Annotated in this window: 18 protein-coding genes; 12 read left to right on the top strand and 6 right to left on the bottom strand. The window is 60.8% G+C overall.

Features of this window, described 5'->3' with window-relative positions:
- Positions 1–242 (top strand): translation initiation factor IF-3 (gene infC / locus VJV58_RS17665; protein ID WP_324138654.1); only part of this gene is annotated, 242 nt, incomplete at its 5' end.
- Between the two features lie 70 nt (positions 243–312).
- Here infC and VJV58_RS17670 read toward each other — a convergent pair.
- Entirely contained in the window at positions 313–744 is a 432-nt protein-coding gene (locus VJV58_RS17670) for a hypothetical protein (protein WP_324138655.1), read from the bottom strand.
- Between the two features lie 264 nt (positions 745–1,008).
- Between VJV58_RS17670 and rpmI the strand changes: the two genes are divergently transcribed.
- The 6 genes from rpmI to VJV58_RS17700 all read left to right on the top strand — a co-directional run bounded on the left by rpmI (position 1,009) and on the right by VJV58_RS17700 (position 6,493).
- The gene (gene rpmI / locus VJV58_RS17675) at positions 1,009–1,209 is read left to right on the top strand and encodes a 50S ribosomal protein L35 (RefSeq protein ID WP_029585522.1); all 201 of its coding nucleotides are present in this window, start codon (positions 1,009–1,011) and stop codon (positions 1,207–1,209) included.
- Positions 1,210–1,293: 84 nt separating this feature from the next.
- The gene (gene rplT, locus VJV58_RS17680) at positions 1,294–1,653 is read left to right on the top strand and encodes a 50S ribosomal protein L20 (RefSeq protein WP_324138656.1); all 360 of its coding nucleotides are present in this window, start codon (positions 1,294–1,296) and stop codon (positions 1,651–1,653) included.
- Between the two features lie 169 nt (positions 1,654–1,822).
- On the top strand, positions 1,823–2,905 hold the full coding sequence (gene pheS, locus VJV58_RS17685; RefSeq protein WP_324138657.1) for a phenylalanine--tRNA ligase subunit alpha: 1,083 nt from the start codon (positions 1,823–1,825) through the stop codon (positions 2,903–2,905).
- Positions 2,902–3,318 (top strand): ASCH domain-containing protein, encoded by a 417-nt coding sequence (locus VJV58_RS17690; protein WP_324138658.1) that lies wholly within the window; start codon positions 2,902–2,904, stop codon positions 3,316–3,318. Before pheS ends, VJV58_RS17690 begins: the two co-directional genes overlap by 4 nt.
- The gene (gene pheT, locus VJV58_RS17695; RefSeq protein WP_324138659.1) at positions 3,315–5,723 is read left to right on the top strand and encodes a phenylalanine--tRNA ligase subunit beta; all 2,409 of its coding nucleotides are present in this window, start codon (positions 3,315–3,317) and stop codon (positions 5,721–5,723) included. Before VJV58_RS17690 ends, pheT begins: the two co-directional genes overlap by 4 nt.
- Positions 5,720–6,493 carry a sulfite exporter TauE/SafE family protein gene (locus tag VJV58_RS17700; protein WP_324138660.1) on the top strand — a complete coding sequence of 258 codons (774 nt, stop codon included), beginning with the start codon at positions 5,720–5,722 and terminating at the stop codon, positions 6,491–6,493. Before pheT ends, VJV58_RS17700 begins: the two co-directional genes overlap by 4 nt.
- A gap of 5 nt (positions 6,494–6,498) precedes the next feature.
- Here VJV58_RS17700 and VJV58_RS17705 read toward each other — a convergent pair whose 3' ends face one another.
- Both VJV58_RS17705 and VJV58_RS17710 read right to left on the bottom strand, forming a co-directional pair.
- Positions 6,499–7,218, bottom strand: coding sequence for an ATP-binding protein (locus VJV58_RS17705; protein WP_324138661.1), 720 nt, complete (start codon positions 7,216–7,218; stop codon positions 6,499–6,501).
- Between the two features lie 11 nt (positions 7,219–7,229).
- Complete coding sequence (locus VJV58_RS17710; RefSeq protein ID WP_324138662.1) at positions 7,230–8,654, bottom strand: NAD(P)/FAD-dependent oxidoreductase; 1,425 nt, start codon at positions 8,652–8,654, stop codon at positions 7,230–7,232.
- A gap of 189 nt (positions 8,655–8,843) precedes the next feature.
- Between VJV58_RS17710 and VJV58_RS17715 the strand changes: the two genes are divergently transcribed.
- Entirely contained in the window at positions 8,844–9,824 is a 981-nt protein-coding gene (locus tag VJV58_RS17715; RefSeq protein WP_324138670.1) for a lipo-like protein, read from the top strand.
- 53 nt (positions 9,825–9,877) lie between these two features.
- On the opposite strand, the gene VJV58_RS17720 is transcribed toward VJV58_RS17715, so the two are convergent.
- Positions 9,878–10,837, bottom strand: a complete 960-nt coding sequence (locus VJV58_RS17720; RefSeq protein ID WP_324138663.1) for a hydroxymethylglutaryl-CoA lyase — start codon at positions 10,835–10,837, stop codon at positions 9,878–9,880.
- Positions 10,834–12,030 carry a CoA transferase gene (locus VJV58_RS17725; RefSeq protein WP_324138664.1) on the bottom strand — a complete coding sequence of 399 codons (1,197 nt, stop codon included), beginning with the start codon at positions 12,028–12,030 and terminating at the stop codon, positions 10,834–10,836. Before VJV58_RS17725 ends, VJV58_RS17720 begins: the two co-directional genes overlap by 4 nt.
- Positions 12,031–12,308: 278 nt before the next feature.
- Here VJV58_RS17725 and VJV58_RS17730 point away from each other — a divergent pair, with 278 nt between their 5' ends.
- Both VJV58_RS17730 and VJV58_RS17735 read left to right on the top strand, forming a co-directional pair.
- Positions 12,309–13,718, top strand: a complete 1,410-nt coding sequence (locus tag VJV58_RS17730; RefSeq protein ID WP_324138665.1) for an MFS transporter — start codon at positions 12,309–12,311, stop codon at positions 13,716–13,718.
- 76 nt (positions 13,719–13,794) lie between these two features.
- Positions 13,795–14,547: a sulfate transporter family protein gene (locus VJV58_RS17735; protein ID WP_324138666.1), complete on the top strand. Its 753-nt coding sequence runs from the start codon at positions 13,795–13,797 to the stop codon at positions 14,545–14,547.
- A 15-nt stretch (positions 14,548–14,562) separates the two neighbouring features.
- Here the strand turns inward: VJV58_RS17735 and nth are convergent, their stop codons facing one another.
- Complete coding sequence (gene nth / locus VJV58_RS17740; RefSeq protein ID WP_414641522.1) at positions 14,563–15,372, bottom strand: endonuclease III; 810 nt, start codon at positions 15,370–15,372, stop codon at positions 14,563–14,565.
- A gap of 22 nt (positions 15,373–15,394) precedes the next feature.
- On the opposite strand from nth, the gene VJV58_RS17745 reads away from it, so the two are divergent.
- Both VJV58_RS17745 and VJV58_RS17750 read left to right on the top strand, forming a co-directional pair.
- Complete coding sequence (locus VJV58_RS17745; RefSeq protein ID WP_324138668.1) at positions 15,395–15,910, top strand: DUF2244 domain-containing protein; 516 nt, start codon at positions 15,395–15,397, stop codon at positions 15,908–15,910.
- Positions 15,911–16,003: 93 nt separating this feature from the next.
- On the top strand, positions 16,004–16,465 hold a 462-nt coding region (locus VJV58_RS17750), incomplete at its 3' end, for an AraC family transcriptional regulator (protein ID WP_324138669.1).

Here is a 16,465-nt window from a genome sequence, read left to right on the forward strand (position 1 = left end):
AGCTCCGGCCGATGATCGACGATCACGACTATGACGTGAAGATGCGGGCGATGCAGCGGTTCTTCGAGGAGGGAGATAAGGTCAAGATCACCCTTCGTTACCGCGGCCGTGAAATGGCGCATCAGGAAATCGGCACCAAGCTGCTGGACAAAGTGAAGGCCGACGTCGCCGATTTCGCCAAGGTGGAGCAGGACGCCCGCTTCGAAGGCCGCCAGGTGGTGATGGTGCTGGCGCCGCGCTGATCGTCTCAGCCTTCAGCAGTCCCGGAAACGGCCCGTCAAACACGTGGCGGGCCAATTTGCTGGAGGGCGATCAACTTCGCGTCGCCTGCCAATGGCCACTGCAGTTTCCGCCCGACAGCCGTGCGCTCCAACGGCCGGCCCCCGAGTTACCGGCGAGCCGCCCACTGCCGGTGGCAACCGAGCCACCGGCAGAGATCCTGACCGCGACGCCCCCGCCGCGCCCGACACTTCCCGAAACGTTGGCCGCACCGGCGGACGAGATACGGCCGGCTGCCACCCGGAAAGGATAGCTGTAGGCGGCATCGCAGTTGCCGGCCTGAGTGATGATCAGAACGTTCCAAACCCCGTCATAGCCGCCGGAGACCGCTCTCCGGACTTTGCCGGCCTCGGCGGCGGTCGGCAGCACGGGAGCGGCGAGAGCGGCTGCCCCAGAAAAAAGTAGCAAGATGCGTAAGCGGCGGAAATCGGCAAAAAAGCCGGTTGGTCGGGCTGAAATCGTCATGGTCTTCCTGCTTGGGGCTGAACCGCTAAAGGGGTGGAACTGGTTCGTCCCACATAGCCCATTCACGGTTCATCGTTGCCAATCTTGCCCGGCTCTGCCATAAGCGCAGCCTTCATCGCCCGGCTGATCAAGGGCTGCCGTGTCGATGCCGTGCCGGTTATTTCATTTCAGGGATAATCGAGCACTTTCAACGCTCTAACGAGCAATTTTAGCCGGCCGGGCGCCCGCAGGGGCGATTTCGTGTTGCGGCAACAGGAGAGCCAAATGCCCAAGTTGAAGACCAAATCGGGCGCTAAAAAGCGCTTTAAGGTGACTGCCACCGGGAAGGTGATGCATGCCCAGCGCGGCAAGCGCCATGGCATGATCAAGCGGACAAAAAAACAGATCCGTCAGCTCCGTGGTACGCGCGTGCTGTTCAAGACCGACGGCGACAACATCAAAAAGTATTTCTTGCCGAACGCCTGATCGCAAAAACCATCACGGTCTGATTTGCCCGGCCGCGTCCGCGCGGCGTTTCCGTCACCCATTCCAGAGATCGAGGACTAAGTCATGGCTCGCGTCAAACGCGGTGTGACATCTCACGCCAAACACAAGAAAGTCTACAAGGCCGCCAAAGGTTTTTATGGCCGCCGCAAGAACACCATCCGCGCCGCAAAGGCCGCCGTCGAGAAGGCCGGGCAATACGCCTTCCGCGACCGCAAGCGCAAGAAGCGCACTTTCCGTGCGCTATGGATTCAGCGCCTCAACGCCGCGGTGCGTCCGTTCGGGATGACCTACAGCGTCTTTATCAACGGCCTGTCCAAGTCGGGCATCACGGTCGATCGCAAGGTGCTGTCGGATCTCGCTATCCACGAACCGGCGGCTTTTCAGGCGATCGCGGAAAAAGCCAAGGCCGCGCTGGCCGCTTAACTTCAAACCGCCGTAGCGTCTCGCAACTCCGGTGTCATGCTCCGCGGAAGCGGGGCATCCAGTAGCCACCGACCACATTCTGCCCCCGGGGTTACTGGATTATCCGCTTTGCGGATGATGACAGCCTCACGTGCCGGACTGCGCGCGCTCCGAACAGGTGATCGTCGCCATGTCCGATCTCGCCCAACTTGAATCCCAGATCCTCACCCAGATCGCTGCGGCGGGCGATGAAGCCGCATTGGAGGCCGTGCGCGTCGCGGCGCTGGGCAAGAAGGGTTCGATTTCCGCGCTGCTCTCCACGCTCGGCAAGATGTCGCCCGACGAGCGCAAGACCGAAGGCGCGAAGATCAACCGCGCCAAGGATACCGTCACCGAGGCGCTGGCCGCCCGCCGCGATATCCTGAAATCCGCAGCGCTGGACGCCCGCCTCAAGTCCGAGACCATCGATGTCACGTTGCCGCTACGCGAAGCTCCCGCCGAGCAAGGTCGTATCCATCCGCTCAGCCAAGTGCTCGAGGAGGTCAATACGATCTTCGCAGACATGGGATTTGCAATCGCCGAAGGCCCCGACATCGAGACCGACGATTACAATTTCACGAGACTGAATTTTCCTGAAGGCCATCCAGCCCGTGAGATGCACGACACCTTTTTCTTCAATCCGAAGGAAGACGGTTCGCGCATGTTGTTGCGCACTCACACCTCGCCGGTCCAGGTGCGAACCATGCTCACTCAAAAACCGCCGATCCGTATCATTTGTCCTGGCCGCACATATCGGATCGACTCCGACGCCACTCACACGCCGCAGTTTCACCAGGTCGAGGGCCTTGTCATCGACAGGAGCTCCCATCTCGGTCACCTCAAATGGATCCTGCACGAGTTCTGCAAGGCGTTCTTCGAAGTCGATCACATCAACATGCGGTTTCGGCCCTCCTTTTTCCCGTTCACCGAGCCGTCGCTGGAGGTCGATATCCAGTGCCGGCGCGATCAGGGCGAGATCCGCTTCGGCGAAGGCGAGGACTGGCTGGAGATTCTCGGCTGCGGCATGGTGCATCCGAACGTGCTGCGCGCCTGCGGCATCGATCCGGACGTGTACCAGGGATTTGCCTGGGGCATGGGGATCGACCGTATCGCGATGCTCAAATATGGCATGTCCGATTTGCGGCAGTTGTTCGAAAGCGACGTGCGGTGGCTCGCCCATTACGGCTTCAAGCCGCTCGATCTTCCGACCTTGGCCGGAGGCCTGAGTTCGTGAGCGGTCGCACTGTTCCGGAGAAGTATCGGAGTTTGCGTTCGTTCGCGTTCGGCGACAGCCCCGCGCTGGCAGACGAGTTGCTCGAGCTTGTTCTGAACGGCACAAAAACTGCGACCTGCAGCACCGAGGATGAGCCGAACATCTCGAAGCCGGGCGAACGCTGGATGGTGCTCGATGGAAAGGGTGATCCGAAATGCGTGATCGAGTCGATTGAAGTCACCTTTCAGCGCTACAACGAAGTAGATGCGAAGTTTGCTTTCGACGAAGGTGAGGGTGACCGAAGCCTCGCTTACTGGCGCGAGGCGCACCGCCAATATTTTCGGCGGCTGGGTAAATTCAACGAAGACATGATGCTGATGTGCGAGCGTTTTCGTCTGGTCGAGGTTTTCGCCGAGGGCAGGGTGATCTCATGAAATTTACCCTGTCCTGGCTGAAGGAACATCTCGACACCGACGAGCCGCTCGAAAAGCTGGCCGACAAGCTCACGATGATCGGGCTCGAGGTCGAGAACATCGAAGACAAGGCAAAGGCGCTCGCGCCTTTCACCATCGCGCGCGTGCTCTCTGCCGAGCAGCATCCCAACGCGGATCGGCTGCGGGTCTGCATGGTCGATACTGGACATGGCGCCGCGCCGGTGCAGGTCGTATGCGGGGCGCCCAACGCGCGCGCGGGCCTCGTTAGCGTGTTCTCGGCGCCGGGGACCTACATTCCCGGCAAGAACACCACCCTCGGAGTCGGTACGATCAGGGGGGTCGAGAGCCGCGGCATGCTGTGCTCGGCAGCCGAGCTGCAAATCTCTGACGATCATGATGGGATTATGGAATTGCCGGCGGACGCGCCTGTGGGCGCTGGCTACGCGCAATGGGCCGGGCTCGGCGATCCCGTGCTGGAAATCAACCTGACGCCGAACCGGCAGGATTGCGCCGGCGTCCACGGCATCGCGCGCGATCTCTCGGCCGCCGACATGGGCAAATTCAAGGACCCGGCGATCAAGCCGATCAAGGGAGAGTTTCCCTGTCCGGTGAAAGTGAGCGTCCAGGACCCTTCACTGTGTCCAGGTTTTGCGTTGCGGCTGGTGCGGGGCGTCAAGAACGGTCCATCCCCGGTCTGGCTGCAGCAGCGGCTCAACGCGATCGGCTTGCGGCCGATAAACGCGCTGGTCGATATTACAAATTTCATGACCTACGACCGGGCCCGGCCGCTTCATGTGTTCGATGCTGCGAAAGTGGAAGGCAATCTCAGCGTCCGCCGTGCCAAGGACGACGAGACGCTGCTCGCGCTCGATGGCCGCACCTATACGCTGGATGAAAATATTTGCGTGATCGCCGACGACCGCGGAGTTGAGTCGCTGGCCGGCATCATGGGGGGTGAAGCTTCCGGCTGCTCTGAACAAACGACCGACGTGCTGATCGAATCGGCGCTGTGGAACGAGATCAACATCGCACACACCGGCCGCAAGCTCGGCATCAATTCGGACGCGCGCTATCGCTTTGAGCGCGGCGTCGATCCCGCCTTCATGGTCCCGGGCCTTGAAATGGCGACCCGGCTGGTGATGGAATTGTGCGGCGGGACGCCTTCGGAAAACGTCGTGGTCGGCAAGAGCTTCGGTGATGACCGCGTGATCGATTTTCCGCTCAGCGAAGTGAAGCGGCTTGCCGGCATTGACGTGCCGCTTCCGGAGATAAAGCGGATTTTGACCCATCTGGGTTTCATGATGGCTGGTCCGGGGCCGGTGGTGAAGATAGCGGTGCCTTCCTGGCGATCCGACGTGCACGGTAAGGCCGACCTCGTTGAGGAGATTGTGCGCATCGTCGGCGTCGACAAGGTGCCCATGACGCCGTTCGATCGGGGAATCTCGGCGCGCAAGCCTATCCTCACCACTCTTCAGCTGCGTACCCGGCGCGCCAAGCGCGCGCTCGCGGCGCGGGGCATGGTCGAGGCGGTAACCTGGTCGTTCATCGCAAAATCCCACGCCGAGCTGTTCGGTGGCGGCGGAGGCGAACTCGCACTCGCCAATCCAATCGCCTCCGAACTGTCCGATATGCGGCCGAGCCTTCTCCCGGGGCTGGTCGCCGCCGCGCAGGCCAATAGTGACCGGGGATTTCCCGACGTTGCGCTGTTCGAGGTCGGCCAGGTGTTCAGGGGCGACCGGCCGGAGGATCAACTCGCGGCAGCAGCCGGCGTTCGTCACGGCCTCGGTTCGTCAAAGGGAATAGGACGCCACTGGTCGGGCTCGGCGACCGTCGATGCGCTAGACGCCAAAGGCGACGCTTTCGCCGTACTCTCGGCCGTCGGCGCGCCGATGCAAGCTTTGCAAGTGGTGCCGGGTGGGCCGATCTGGCTTCATCCCGGCCGCTCCGGCACCATCCAGATCGGTCCGCAAAACGTGCTCGGATATTTCGGCGAGCTCCACCCGGCGGCGCTCGAGACGCTTGGCGCCGAGGGTCCGCTGGTCGCGTTCGAGGTGATCCTCGATGGCATTCCGCAGGCCAAGCAGAAGCAGACGCGAGCCAAGCCGGTGCTTGAACTCTCACCATTCCAGCCCGTGTCGCGCGACTTTGCCTTCATTGTCGATCGCAGCATCAGGGCCGGCGACATCGTTCGCGCCGCGCAAGCCGTGGACAAGAAGCTGATCACGGATGTCGGCGTGTTCGATATCTATGAAGGCAAGGGCATCGAGAGCGGTAAAAAATCGGTCGCGATCGCCGTGACGATGCAGCCCCGCGAGAAAACCATGACCGATCAGGAGATCGATGCCATCGGTGCAAAGATCGTGGCGGAGGTGACGAAGAAGACCGGCGGCACGTTGCGGGCATGACGCCCGGGTTTGGCCTGATCCCGAGCGATGTCAGTACCAACACCGCGATTACGATCGGCGCGATCGCTTTGATCTCCGGAACGGCGCGTGGATTTTCCGGGTTTGGCTCCGCGCTGATCTTCATGCCGCTCGCAAGCAGCCTCGCCGCGCCACGCCTGGTTGCCGCAGTTCTGCTTATCATCGATTTCGTCGCCGCCGTACCGCTGATCCCAAATGCGTGGAGGCAGGCGGACCGCAGTGCGACCGCGGTGATGGTATCAGGCGCTTTGATCGGCGTGCCGTTAGGAACCTATTTCCTCAGCCGCCTCGATCCCGTGACCACGCGCTGGATCATTTCAGGCTTCGTTTTCGCGCTGTTGGTATTGCTGATCTCGGGCTGGCGCTATCGCGGCAAGGACCATCGGGCCATTTCCGTGGGCATCGGCGGACTGTCTGGCTTTTGCAGCGGTCTCGCCCAGACCGGCGGCCCGCCGATCGTGGGCTATTGGCTCGGCCGTCCTGTCGCCTCCGCGATTGCCCGCGCGAATATCCTGCTATTTTTTGGCGCTTCCGATTTCTTTTCCGCCGCGAGCTATGCGTTCGCCGGGCTCGTCACCGCAGACGCCATTCGGTTCTCGCTTTTGGTCGGTCCGGCCTATGGCATCGGGGTCTGGTTCGGCGCATCCTTGTTCGGACGCGCCAGCGAAAAACTCTTTCGCTCGATCTGCTATGCGTTGATTGCGGCGGCCGTCGTGATCGGCTTGCCGGCGCTGGATCCTTTGCTGCGCTAGAAAATCTAGCGCCGACCTGCCTCTGCCATCTTCAGGTCGCAGTAAGCGTAGCCATCGCGCTGGACACACTCGCCGGCAATAAGCGCCAGTGCACCGGAAAAAATCGGCCCCGCAATTACGCAGGTATGAAATTCGCCGTTTTCGCCACAGGGATCGATGCCCTTCGGCAAATCGGCAAGCAGCCGTAAATCGAATTTGCGGCCGGCAAATTCGGCGGGCAACTTTTTCAGGTCGACGGTCGCGAGGTAAGCCTCCATTCCGCTTTCGATCATCGCATGCGCGAGCGGCAAGGTCGGTCGCTGCCACAGCGGAAACACCGGCGTGATCCCGCTGCCGGCGAGTTTTTGCTCACGGTAAGCCCTGATCTCGGCGAGGAACAGATCGCCAAATATCATGTGGGTGATGCCTTCCCCCACAGCTCGCGCGACGGCTTTCGCCATGCGAGCCTCGTAGATTTCGTTCGGGCACGGATACGGGATCGGCACGATTCGCAGCGGCAATCCCGCGGCATCGCACTGCGCGTGCAGGATTTCCTGCCTTACGCCGTGAATCGACACCCGATCGAATGCCTCGCTCACGGTGGTTAGTGCACCGACCACATCGAACTCGCCGGCAAGTCTAACTTGATGCAAGGCGAATGCGCTGTCCTTGCCACTCGACCACGAGATCAGTGCCTTTGGTCGTGGCTGTTTCGCTGCGGCACTCTCGGGAGCGCGCTCGGTCATTGAGCTGGACTTCAATTGATCCTCGCTCCCGCAGCCCGCGCCGGCGCGGACCGGCGGCGGCGTTTCGTCTCGGGGCGAGCTGGTGCAATCGGTTCGGGTTCACGAATCGCGCCGATCTTTCGTAAAGCGGCATCGGCGGCGCGCTCACCACTTTCCCAAGCACCATCAACGGTCCCCCACAGCGTCTCGTGGGTCGCCTCGCCAGCGAGAAAGACGGAGCCGAATGGTTCGCTCAGGACCTTCCGTGACAGTTGGCCACCCGGCGCGGCAGCGGACATCGCGCCAAGCGCGAATGGCGCTGAATTCCAGCGGGTCGCGCTTGTTTTTTTGACGGCGGCGCCGAATTCGCTGCCGAACAGCTTGGTCAGCCATTCGATCGCGAACGCGACCATCGCCTTATCTCCCTGCGCCGAGAGATCGCGCCCGAACGACCCCGCGACATCGACCGAGCACAGCGATGATCCCCCAATGTTGGCCAGCAGGAGCCCCGTTCGGCTCGAATTACTTTGCTCGATAAAAATATCGTTGTGCCCGAGGCCCAACGGATTACGCGGTAATTGCAAGGCGATATGGTCGTAGCTGCCAAGGCTCAATTTGCCCGCAGCATCGAGCTGCCGCTTCGGAAGTTCAGGGGTGAACTTTATGCTTCCCGCACTCAACACATTGCTCGAAACTGTAATGATCGCAGCACGGGCTCCGATCTTGCCCGCCAGCGTTTCGACCGCGACTTCACGGTTGCTCCAGCTTACGCGACTTGCGGGTGTCGAAAGCGACATCGGAATCTGGCCGCCAAGCTTCGCGACCAACGCCCCTAGACCCTGCCGGCAAACCATTGCGGCATTACGCTCCTGCGCGCGGGCTATGTCGGCTACCGCGATATCCTTCAGGTCTTTACCAGCGAAACCCGCGCCGAGAACGAACTCGGCCGTGCCAGCCCAATCGCCGAGATCCTTGGGCAGCACCGACGCGCAGGGGAGGTCGGCTCTGCCACGCGAAGCGTCGTCGATCGCGCGGTGGGCGCGCACCAGGGCGGCGAGGAATTCCTCCGTCTCGCCGGCTCGCGCATTCCGTCGGCCGATGCGAATCTTGGGACCAATCGGAACGCTGCTGATCTCAAGGCCCGCATTGCGCGCGAGCTTCACCATCGGATTAGCGTCGGGGTTATACATCCAGCGTGCGCCGCGATCGAACGGCACATCAAATGTAGCTGTATCTGTGAGGCAGCGTCCGCCGATCTGGCCGGTCGCTTCGACCACAATCACCTTCCGATTGGCTGCCATGATCCGACGCGCCGCTGCAATACCGGCCGCGCCGGCGCCGATCACAACAATATCGGCCTCGCGCGGCAACGGTGCGGCCCAGGCACGAAGGTCGAGAAACGGCGTTGCCGCAAGTGCCGCCGATGTCGAGAAAAACTGGCGGCGCGTCATTGTCATGTCATGGTTTCCGGAACTTTGAAGAATCAGGGAACCTTTAGCGAACTTGACGCATCCAAGCGAGCGCAGCAACCGTCATGGTGAATCAATCATGATTGATCGATGCAATGCATGAACCAAATTGCAACGGCTTTCGACCATGATAAGGAAACACAAAAAGCAGCTGGAAAGGCGCTCGGGGATTCTATTATGGGCGTCATGCTCGACACCGTCGGCAAGCTGATCGCGGGGTACCTTCAAAAAGAGGTGCCCGGCTATGAGCCCTTCACGCCCAGTGACCCAGAGCATCTGCGCGGTATTATCGATCAGGGCGATGTCCTGCTGGTCGAGGGCAATAATCGCGTCTCAGGCATAATCAAGTACCTGACCCAGTCCACCTGGTCGCACGCCGCTCTCTACGTCGGTCCGATCGACGGCGCGACAGAGCCGAACGGCGAGCCGCACGTCCTGATCGAGGCTAATATCGGGGAGGGCGTAACCTCGGCGCCGTTGTCGAAATATTTTCCCTACCATACGCGTCTTTGCCGACCGGTCGGCTTGTCGTTCGAGGACCGCTACACCGTTTGCCGTTACGCCATCAACCGGATCGGCTTCGGCTATGACACCAAGAACATCCTCGACTTGATGCGCTATCTGTTTCCGCTGCCGATCCCGCAGCGCTGGCGACGGAGGATGATTGCGTTCGGCTCCGGCGATCCCACCAAGATCATCTGCTCCGCCCTGATTGCGCAAGCTTTTGACTCGGTACGCTATCCGATCTTGCCCAAGATCACCCGCGCGGGGTCGAAGCAGGCCCGACGCGAAATCTTGCACATACGCGATTCCTCGCTCTACATGCCACGCGATTTCGACATCTCGCCCTACTTCGAAATCGTCAAACCCACCATCGTGCAAGGCTTCGACTACACGGCTTTGCACTGGGCCGACAAGCAAAAGCCGCTCCGGGAGGTAGCGGGCGAATTCGGACCGTTTCCAGAAACGATCCGTTCGCCGCCAATTGTTCCTGAAGAGATTGACCAAGAAGCGGCGGTTCCGGCTGCGCAAATGAGATTACGCGCGCCATCCGGGACGTTGGTGGAGCGGATTATCGTGGCGGAGCATTTTATGGTGGTCGATCACGTACCGGAGCGCCGCATTCGACCGCGCCAAAGGACCCCGGCGCTGGGCTAGGCCGCGAGAGTCACTCGTTTGTCGCCGATCGCGGCCCTTCTCTGGCCAAATCTTCAAATAGCAGCGATGCTTTTTCGCGCAATGGTCCGGCCCGGCAAGCCCGCGCGGGCAAGCCCGCCATAGAGCGGCTCGCCCGGCATCTCCGATCTCAGAATCGAGCGTACCGCGACCAGCTTTTCGATATCGATCCGCGTATCGAATCCTTTGCTCTCGCACAAGAACACCAGGTCCTCGAACACGATATTGCCAGTCGCGCCCGGTGCGAACGGACAGCCGCCTAGGCCACCGAGCGAACCGTCGAGAATGCGCGCGCCGGCATCGAGGGCGGCGGACGCATTTGCTATTCCCATGCCTCTGGTATCATGCAGATGAACGCAAACCGGTTTAGAGCCGGACAGCTTCACGACTGCTTTGGTCAGCTCTTCAACCTGCTTCGGGCCGGCATAACCAACCGTGTCGGCGACGGCCACGAAATCAACGCCGGCCTCCAGACATTTCTCGACCAGTTTGACCACTTCGTTCGGATCGACCGGCCCGGTAATCGAGCAGCCGAGCGCCATCGAGATCGCGGCATTCACAATCGGCTTGTGTGAACTGGCGTCGCGCAATTCGCAAAGGCGTTTGACGTTTGCGACGGCCTGGTCGCGCGATCGTCTCGCGTTCGCCTGGCTGTGCTCCTCGGTCGCGGAGACGACGGAGGCAACCTCGGCAACGCCCGATGCCAACGCTTCGTCTACACCGCGTTCGTTCAGCGCCAGCGAGATACCATGTGCGCCCGGCAGCGCGAGCACAGTCCGGACCATATCGCGCACGTCGGCGAATTGCGGAAACGTGCTGGCAGGCAGGAATGAGCCGACCTCGAAATGCCGCACTCCCGCGGCGTGTTCCTCGCGCATCCAGCGCTGCTTCGCCGCTGTCGAGGGAAACGTCTTCACCATCTGCAGACCGTCCCGCAGCCCGACCTCGCGCAGGCTCACACGATTGGCGGGATAAACGTCCTGAACTCGGGTCATGCGAGCCTCTCGGCGGTTTTGCTGTTCGAAGCTGATTTGCTTCGCTCGGGAAATTGGTGGGCCTCAAGCTCGGCCCGCACCGCCGAAGTGTCGCTGCCCAGGCCGGGCACCTTCAAGCCATCGCCGATGGTCGCGCCGTTCCATTCGATCGGAAGCGCCGGGACCCGGAACGGATCACCATTGGAATTGGTGTTTTCGACAAGTCCTCCAGGGCGCAGCACATGCGGATCGTCAAACAGATCTTCCGGACGGTTGATTGGTGAAAAGCAGATGTTTAAGCGATCCAGCGTCGCCGACAGATCAGCCGCGTTCCAATGTTTTATAATGTCGGCGACGCGCGGAATGATCCTGGAGCGCGCCAGGATGCGTTCGGTGGTCGTACGCAGCGCCGGATCTTCCAAAAATTCAACCATGCCGAACTCGCGGCAGAAACTCTGCCAATGGCCCTCCGTAACGACCCCGATAAAGATGCGTTCGCCGCCGGCGGTCTCGAAAATATCATAGATCGGCCAAGCATGTTCACGCTCCGGCATCGACCGCGGTTTGTTGCCGGTCATTTCAAACTCAACCATGTGCTGCGCAACCAGAAAAAGGCAGTTTTCAAACAAGCCGATGCGGATATCCGCGCCCTGCGCAGCGGCCCGCTTCTGGTAGAGCGCGGCAAGAATCGAGATCGCACCGAACATGCCGCCCATGATGTCATTGGCGGATGAGCCGACGCGTTGCGGCTTGTCTCTCGTTCCTGTCATCGCAGCCAGGCCAGACATCATCTGCACCACCTCATCGAGTGCCGGGCGATGCTCGTAGGGTCCGGAGAGAAAGCCTTTATGCCCGCAGATAATCAGATGCGGATATTTCCGCCGCAACTCGTCCGCGCCGAGGCCCTGCTTCTCGAGTTGGCCGTCACGAAAATTTTCCAAAAACACGTCGGCGCGGGCCAAAAGCGCGTGCATGGTCTCGCGATCCTCAGGTTTTGCGAAGTCGAGCACGACGCTGCGCTTGCCGCGATTGAACAGCGGAAAAAATGACGTTCCCATCCCGCCAAGACTGCGGGTCTTGTCGCCGCCGGGTGGTTCGACCTTGATGACCTCGGCGCCAAGCTGCGCCAGGACCATGCCGCAGGTCGGCCCCATGACCATGTGGGTCATTTCCACGACCCTCACGCCCGTTAACGGCAATTCCGTCGTGGTCATCCGTGTCTCCGTACTACTCGCTTTCAGACTAGGCTTTCGGCCGCTGTCCGGAAAATACAATGTTCGACGCAATTCTCACGCATCAATATCGAAACTCGACGCCGCATTCGCAATAAAACGTCTGATCGATCCCAGCCCGATCAGATGGAACCACTACCGGGCCGAATTTCGAGTTCACGCGCCTCTTTCGTATGCTGCAGTGGATTTCTGAGGCATAAACACCCTACATGCTGCTTCCGGCGTACACGTCGGCCGGCGGGACGTCGGGGAGGGAAATCATGAGCGCAATTGACGGCGAGTCCGGGCTTGCTTCGGCCACGCGCGGCGAAGCCGACGATATCCCACGGCGCCTCGAAAACTTGCCGGGCTCGTCCTACCTCTGGCGTCTGGTGATCCTGCTCTCGCTTGGCGGCTGCTTCGAGATCTATGATCTTTTTCTCACCGGCTACATCGCCCCGGGCCTCAACCGCAGCGGGCTGCTGACGACCACCACACAAGCGTTTTTCGGCTTTTCGGGCATCGGCGCATTCGTCGCGGCCACATTTGCCGGGTTGTTCGTCGGCACCTTTTTCCTAAGCTTCCTGGCTGACCGGTACGGCCGGCGCGCCATCTTCACCTACGCACTGCTCGGCTATAGCGCGGCTTCCGTGGTGATGGCATTTCAGACAACCGCCGGCGGCGTACTCCTGTGGCGCTTCATCGCGGGAATAGGCATTGGGATCGAGATCATTACCATCGACGCCTATATCACCGAACTCGTGCCGAGCTGGATGCGGGGCCGCGCCTTTGCGATCAATCAGGCTGTCATGTTCATCGCGGTGCCCATTGTTGCGGCTCTCGCCTGGTGGTTGGTACCGCTATCGCCGTACGGCATCGATGGCTGGCGCTGGGTGGTGCTGATCGGCGCTGCAGCCAGCATGATCATCTGGGTGCTGCGGCTGTACGTGCCGGAAAGCCCCCTCTGGCTTTCGCGCCATGGCAGAACCAAGGACGCCGTCAAAATCCTCGCGACGCTTGAATCCAGCGGCGGCATACAACGTGCGCGTCAGGATCAGCCTGCGGAGAAAGTCGTCCCGCGTAGCGCAGCGAAACTCGGCTATGCTGATCTGTTCAAGGCGCCATACCTATCGCTCGTCGTGCTGTTAATGGTGTTCAATTTCTGCCAGGCCTTCGGCTTCTACGGTTTTGCCAATTGGGTGCCCACGCTGCTGGTCGAAAAAGGCATCACGGTTACCAAGAGCCTGCAATATTCCTTCATCGTCGCGTTCGCATATCCGATTGCGCCGCTGCTGGCAGCAAGCTTTGCCGACCGGTTCGAGCGCAAATGGATTATTTGCGGGGCATCGGTCGCAATCATTGTACTCGGGCTGGCGTTTTCCCAATTGATCCTGCCGGCACTGCTGATCCTTTGCGGCGTGTTACTCACCGCTTCAAACATGACGATGTCATATGCGTATCACGCCTATCAGACCGAAGTGTTTCCGACCGCGGTTCGCGCGCGCGCCTCGGGCCTCGTCTATTCGATGAGCCGGGTCAGCGCGATGTTGTCGGGTTTCATCGTCGCCTATATGCTGCGCGAGACCGGCGTGGTCGGCGTGTTCGGCCTGATAACGATAGCGATGCTTATCGTTATTGTGTCGATCGCGACGCTCGGCCCGAACGTTCGCGGCAAACCGCTAGACGCCTGAACATTCCTCCCGGCCTTGCCGAAGCGGGTCCGCATGGCTAGCTGAAGCGGAGTTTGTGCTCCGGAGCAAGGCCATCATGTTAGGTGCCGCCGTCAAGGCGCTCTCTCAAATCCTGTCCCCGCCGATGCGCTCGATCCTGTGGCGTTCGATCGGCCTGGCGCTGGTATTGATCATTGTGCTGGCGTTTGCGCTCCAACGGTTGCTCAGCTGGTTCGCGACTTCAGGCCAGAGCTGGGCCGAGGCGGTGCTGGGCCCAGGATTTGAAACCCCGCTCAATGTGCTGGCCTGGATCGTATCGATCGCGGCCGGCCTAGGTGTCGTGTTCGGCGCGGTGGTCCTGATGCCGGCGATCACCTCGCTCGTGGCGAGCGTATTTGTCGACGAGGTCGCCGAGCGCGTCGAAATCGAACATTATCCGGCGGAACGTCCCGGCGTAGCCTTGCCGTTCGGCCTCGCGATGAGCGAAGGCATCAAAACCGCCTTTCTAACGATCCTGGTCTATTTGATCGCGTTGCCATTCGTGTTCTTTGCCGGCGCCGGATTCCTCGCGTTCTTCGTCGCAACCGCGTGGCTGCTGGGCCGGGAATATTTCGAACTTGCGGCAATGCGATTTCGGCCGCCTGCCGAAGCCAAAGCAATGCGCAAGGATAATGCGGCGGTGATCTTCACCGCGGGGCTGATCATTGCCGCATTCGTCTCGATTCCGATTGTCAATCTGGCGACGCCGCTATTCGGAATGGCATTCATGGTTCACATGCACAAGCGACTGTCCGGACCGGGGGCGCAACTCGTCGAGCCGGGCCGCAAGACCAGCGTGCCGGTGATTTAGAGGGACTGCATAACATCAGACCTGGACTGTCTTCTCCGGCCAGCGGCAGAGATCGTTGATCAGGCACACCTCGCACCGCGGTTTGCGCGCCAGGCAGGTATAACGGCCGTGCAGGATCAGCCAGTGATGCGCGTGCAGCATGAATTCAGGTGGAACTACGCGCTCAAGTCCAAGCTCCACCTCGAGTGGAGTGTCGCCCCTGGCCAGCCCAGTGCGGTTGCTGACCCGAAACACGTGAGTGTCGACCGCCAGAGTGCGCTCGCCGAATGCCATGTTGAGCACAACGTTTGCGGTCTTGCGGCCGGCGCCCGGCAACGATTCAATCTCGGCGCGGGTGCGCGGCACCTCGCCGCCAAAGTCCGCAATCAGCTTTTGCGATAACGCGATCACGTTCTTGGCCTTGGTGCGATAGAGCCCGACGGTCTTGATGTAATCGCGCAGCTTTTCCTCGCCGAGCGCGATCATTTTCTGCGGGGTATCGGCGACCGCAAACAGCGCGCGCGTCGCCTTGTTGACGCCGGCGTCGGTGGCCTGGGCCGAAAGAACGACCGCCACCAGCAGCGTGTAAGGATTGAGGTGTTCGAGTTCGCCCTTCGGCTCCGGATTGGCCTTGCGGAAACGGCTGAAGGCCTCCTGGACTTCGGCCGGAGTCCAGGGTCTGAACGCCTTCGGCGATGTCTTCGCGCCCGCCTTATTTGTTTTGGCCGCGATTTTTCGTGGTTTGTCGCGTTTTAGCTGATTTGCGTGGGGACCTTGAGAGTTCCTGGCGCGTTTGGACGTGGTCGATTGTGATTTAAGCAGGGGCTTGCGCGTGATTTTAGCCATCATGGGGGTATACTGACACGCCATGACCCCAGGCAATGAATTTGATCCGCAGGGCCAGCCGGAATTGTTTTCGGCGCTGCTGACGCCGCACCGCTCGCTGAGCAGTGCTGGTTTTTTGGTCTTGATGATCTTTGTCACCCTGATCAGTTTTGCTGCCGGAATGGCTGCGCTGCTGATGGGGGCCTGGCCGGTGTTTGGCTTTTTCGGCCTCGATGTGCTGGCAATTTACTGGGCGTTCAAGATCAACTTCCGCGATGCTCGCGCCAGTGAGGAGATCCGGGTGACGCCATCCGAGCTTTGGGTGCGTCGGATCAGCCATCGCGGCCATGTCATGGAATTTGTGCTGAACCCCTTATGGGTGCAACTCGATCAGCAAATCCATGCCGAATATGGCGTCGAAAAACTCTATCTGCTTTCAAGGGGGCGCCGCGTTTCGATCGGGAGTTTCCTTGGCCCGGACGAAAAGGCCAGCTTCGCCAAGGCCTTGGCCGCCGCACTGCAGGCGGCCCGGCGCGGCCCCACCTACAACCCGATTTGACGCGTTTTCCTCACAGGTAAGCGCTTTCCCTTGGCATCGGGGTGATCGGAAATCGGGTGGCTAGAATGTCGGGACCGGCTTACATCAGTACTCATGATGAACCTTGCCATAAATGACCATCGTCTGGCCCGACCAGACACCCAGAGCGCGGCCGTTCGCGACTACGATTCGGTGCGACGTGCCATTGCCTTTATCTCCGAGCACTGGCGCACGCAGCCGACGATCGAAGCGGTGGCGGATGCCGCGGCCCTGACACCGGACGAGTTGCACCATCTGTTTCGCCGTTGGGCTGGGCTGACGCCAAAGGCATTCATGCAGGCTCTGACATTGGATCACGCCAAGGGCCTGCTGCGTGATTCCGCCAGCGTGTTGGACGCCGCCCTCGATTCCGGGCTTTCGGGTCCCGGCCGGCTGCACGATCTGTTCGTCACGCATGAGGCGATGTCGCCGGGCGAATGGAAGAATGGCGGCGCCGGGATGACGCTGCGCTATGGATTTCATCCATCCCCATTCGGCACCGCCATCGTTATCGCCAGCGGACGTGGATTGGCCGGA

The organism is Bradyrhizobium sp., from assembly GCF_035273305.1.
In the GTDB taxonomy this organism is placed as follows: Bacteria; Pseudomonadota; Alphaproteobacteria; order Rhizobiales; family Xanthobacteraceae; genus Bradyrhizobium.

Coding starts and splice junctions, on each gene's coding strand:
- VJV58_RS17725 (WP_324138664.1), bottom strand. CDS start 12,030: ATGACCACGACGGAATTGCCGTTAACGGGCGTGAGGGTCGTGGAAATG.
- VJV58_RS17720 (WP_324138663.1), bottom strand. CDS start 10,837: ATGACCCGAGTTCAGGACGTTTATCCCGCCAATCGTGTGAGCCTGCGC.
- VJV58_RS17710 (WP_324138662.1), bottom strand. CDS start 8,654: ATGACAATGACGCGCCGCCAGTTTTTCTCGACATCGGCGGCACTTGCG.
- nth (WP_414641522.1), bottom strand. CDS start 15,372: ATGGCTAAAATCACGCGCAAGCCCCTGCTTAAATCACAATCGACCACG.
- rplT (WP_324138656.1), top strand. CDS start 1,294: ATGGCTCGCGTCAAACGCGGTGTGACATCTCACGCCAAACACAAGAAA.
- VJV58_RS17730 (WP_324138665.1), top strand. CDS start 12,309: ATGAGCGCAATTGACGGCGAGTCCGGGCTTGCTTCGGCCACGCGCGGC.
- VJV58_RS17745 (WP_324138668.1), top strand. CDS start 15,395: ATGACCCCAGGCAATGAATTTGATCCGCAGGGCCAGCCGGAATTGTTT.
- rpmI (WP_029585522.1), top strand. CDS start 1,009: ATGCCCAAGTTGAAGACCAAATCGGGCGCTAAAAAGCGCTTTAAGGTG.
- VJV58_RS17715 (WP_324138670.1), top strand. CDS start 8,844: ATGGGCGTCATGCTCGACACCGTCGGCAAGCTGATCGCGGGGTACCTT.
- VJV58_RS17735 (WP_324138666.1), top strand. CDS start 13,795: ATGTTAGGTGCCGCCGTCAAGGCGCTCTCTCAAATCCTGTCCCCGCCG.
- VJV58_RS17700 (WP_324138660.1), top strand. CDS start 5,720: ATGACGCCCGGGTTTGGCCTGATCCCGAGCGATGTCAGTACCAACACC.
- pheS (WP_324138657.1), top strand. CDS start 1,823: ATGTCCGATCTCGCCCAACTTGAATCCCAGATCCTCACCCAGATCGCT.
- VJV58_RS17670 (WP_324138655.1), bottom strand. CDS start 744: ATGACGATTTCAGCCCGACCAACCGGCTTTTTTGCCGATTTCCGCCGC.
- VJV58_RS17705 (WP_324138661.1), bottom strand. CDS start 7,218: ATGACCGAGCGCGCTCCCGAGAGTGCCGCAGCGAAACAGCCACGACCA.
- pheT (WP_324138659.1), top strand. CDS start 3,315: ATGAAATTTACCCTGTCCTGGCTGAAGGAACATCTCGACACCGACGAG.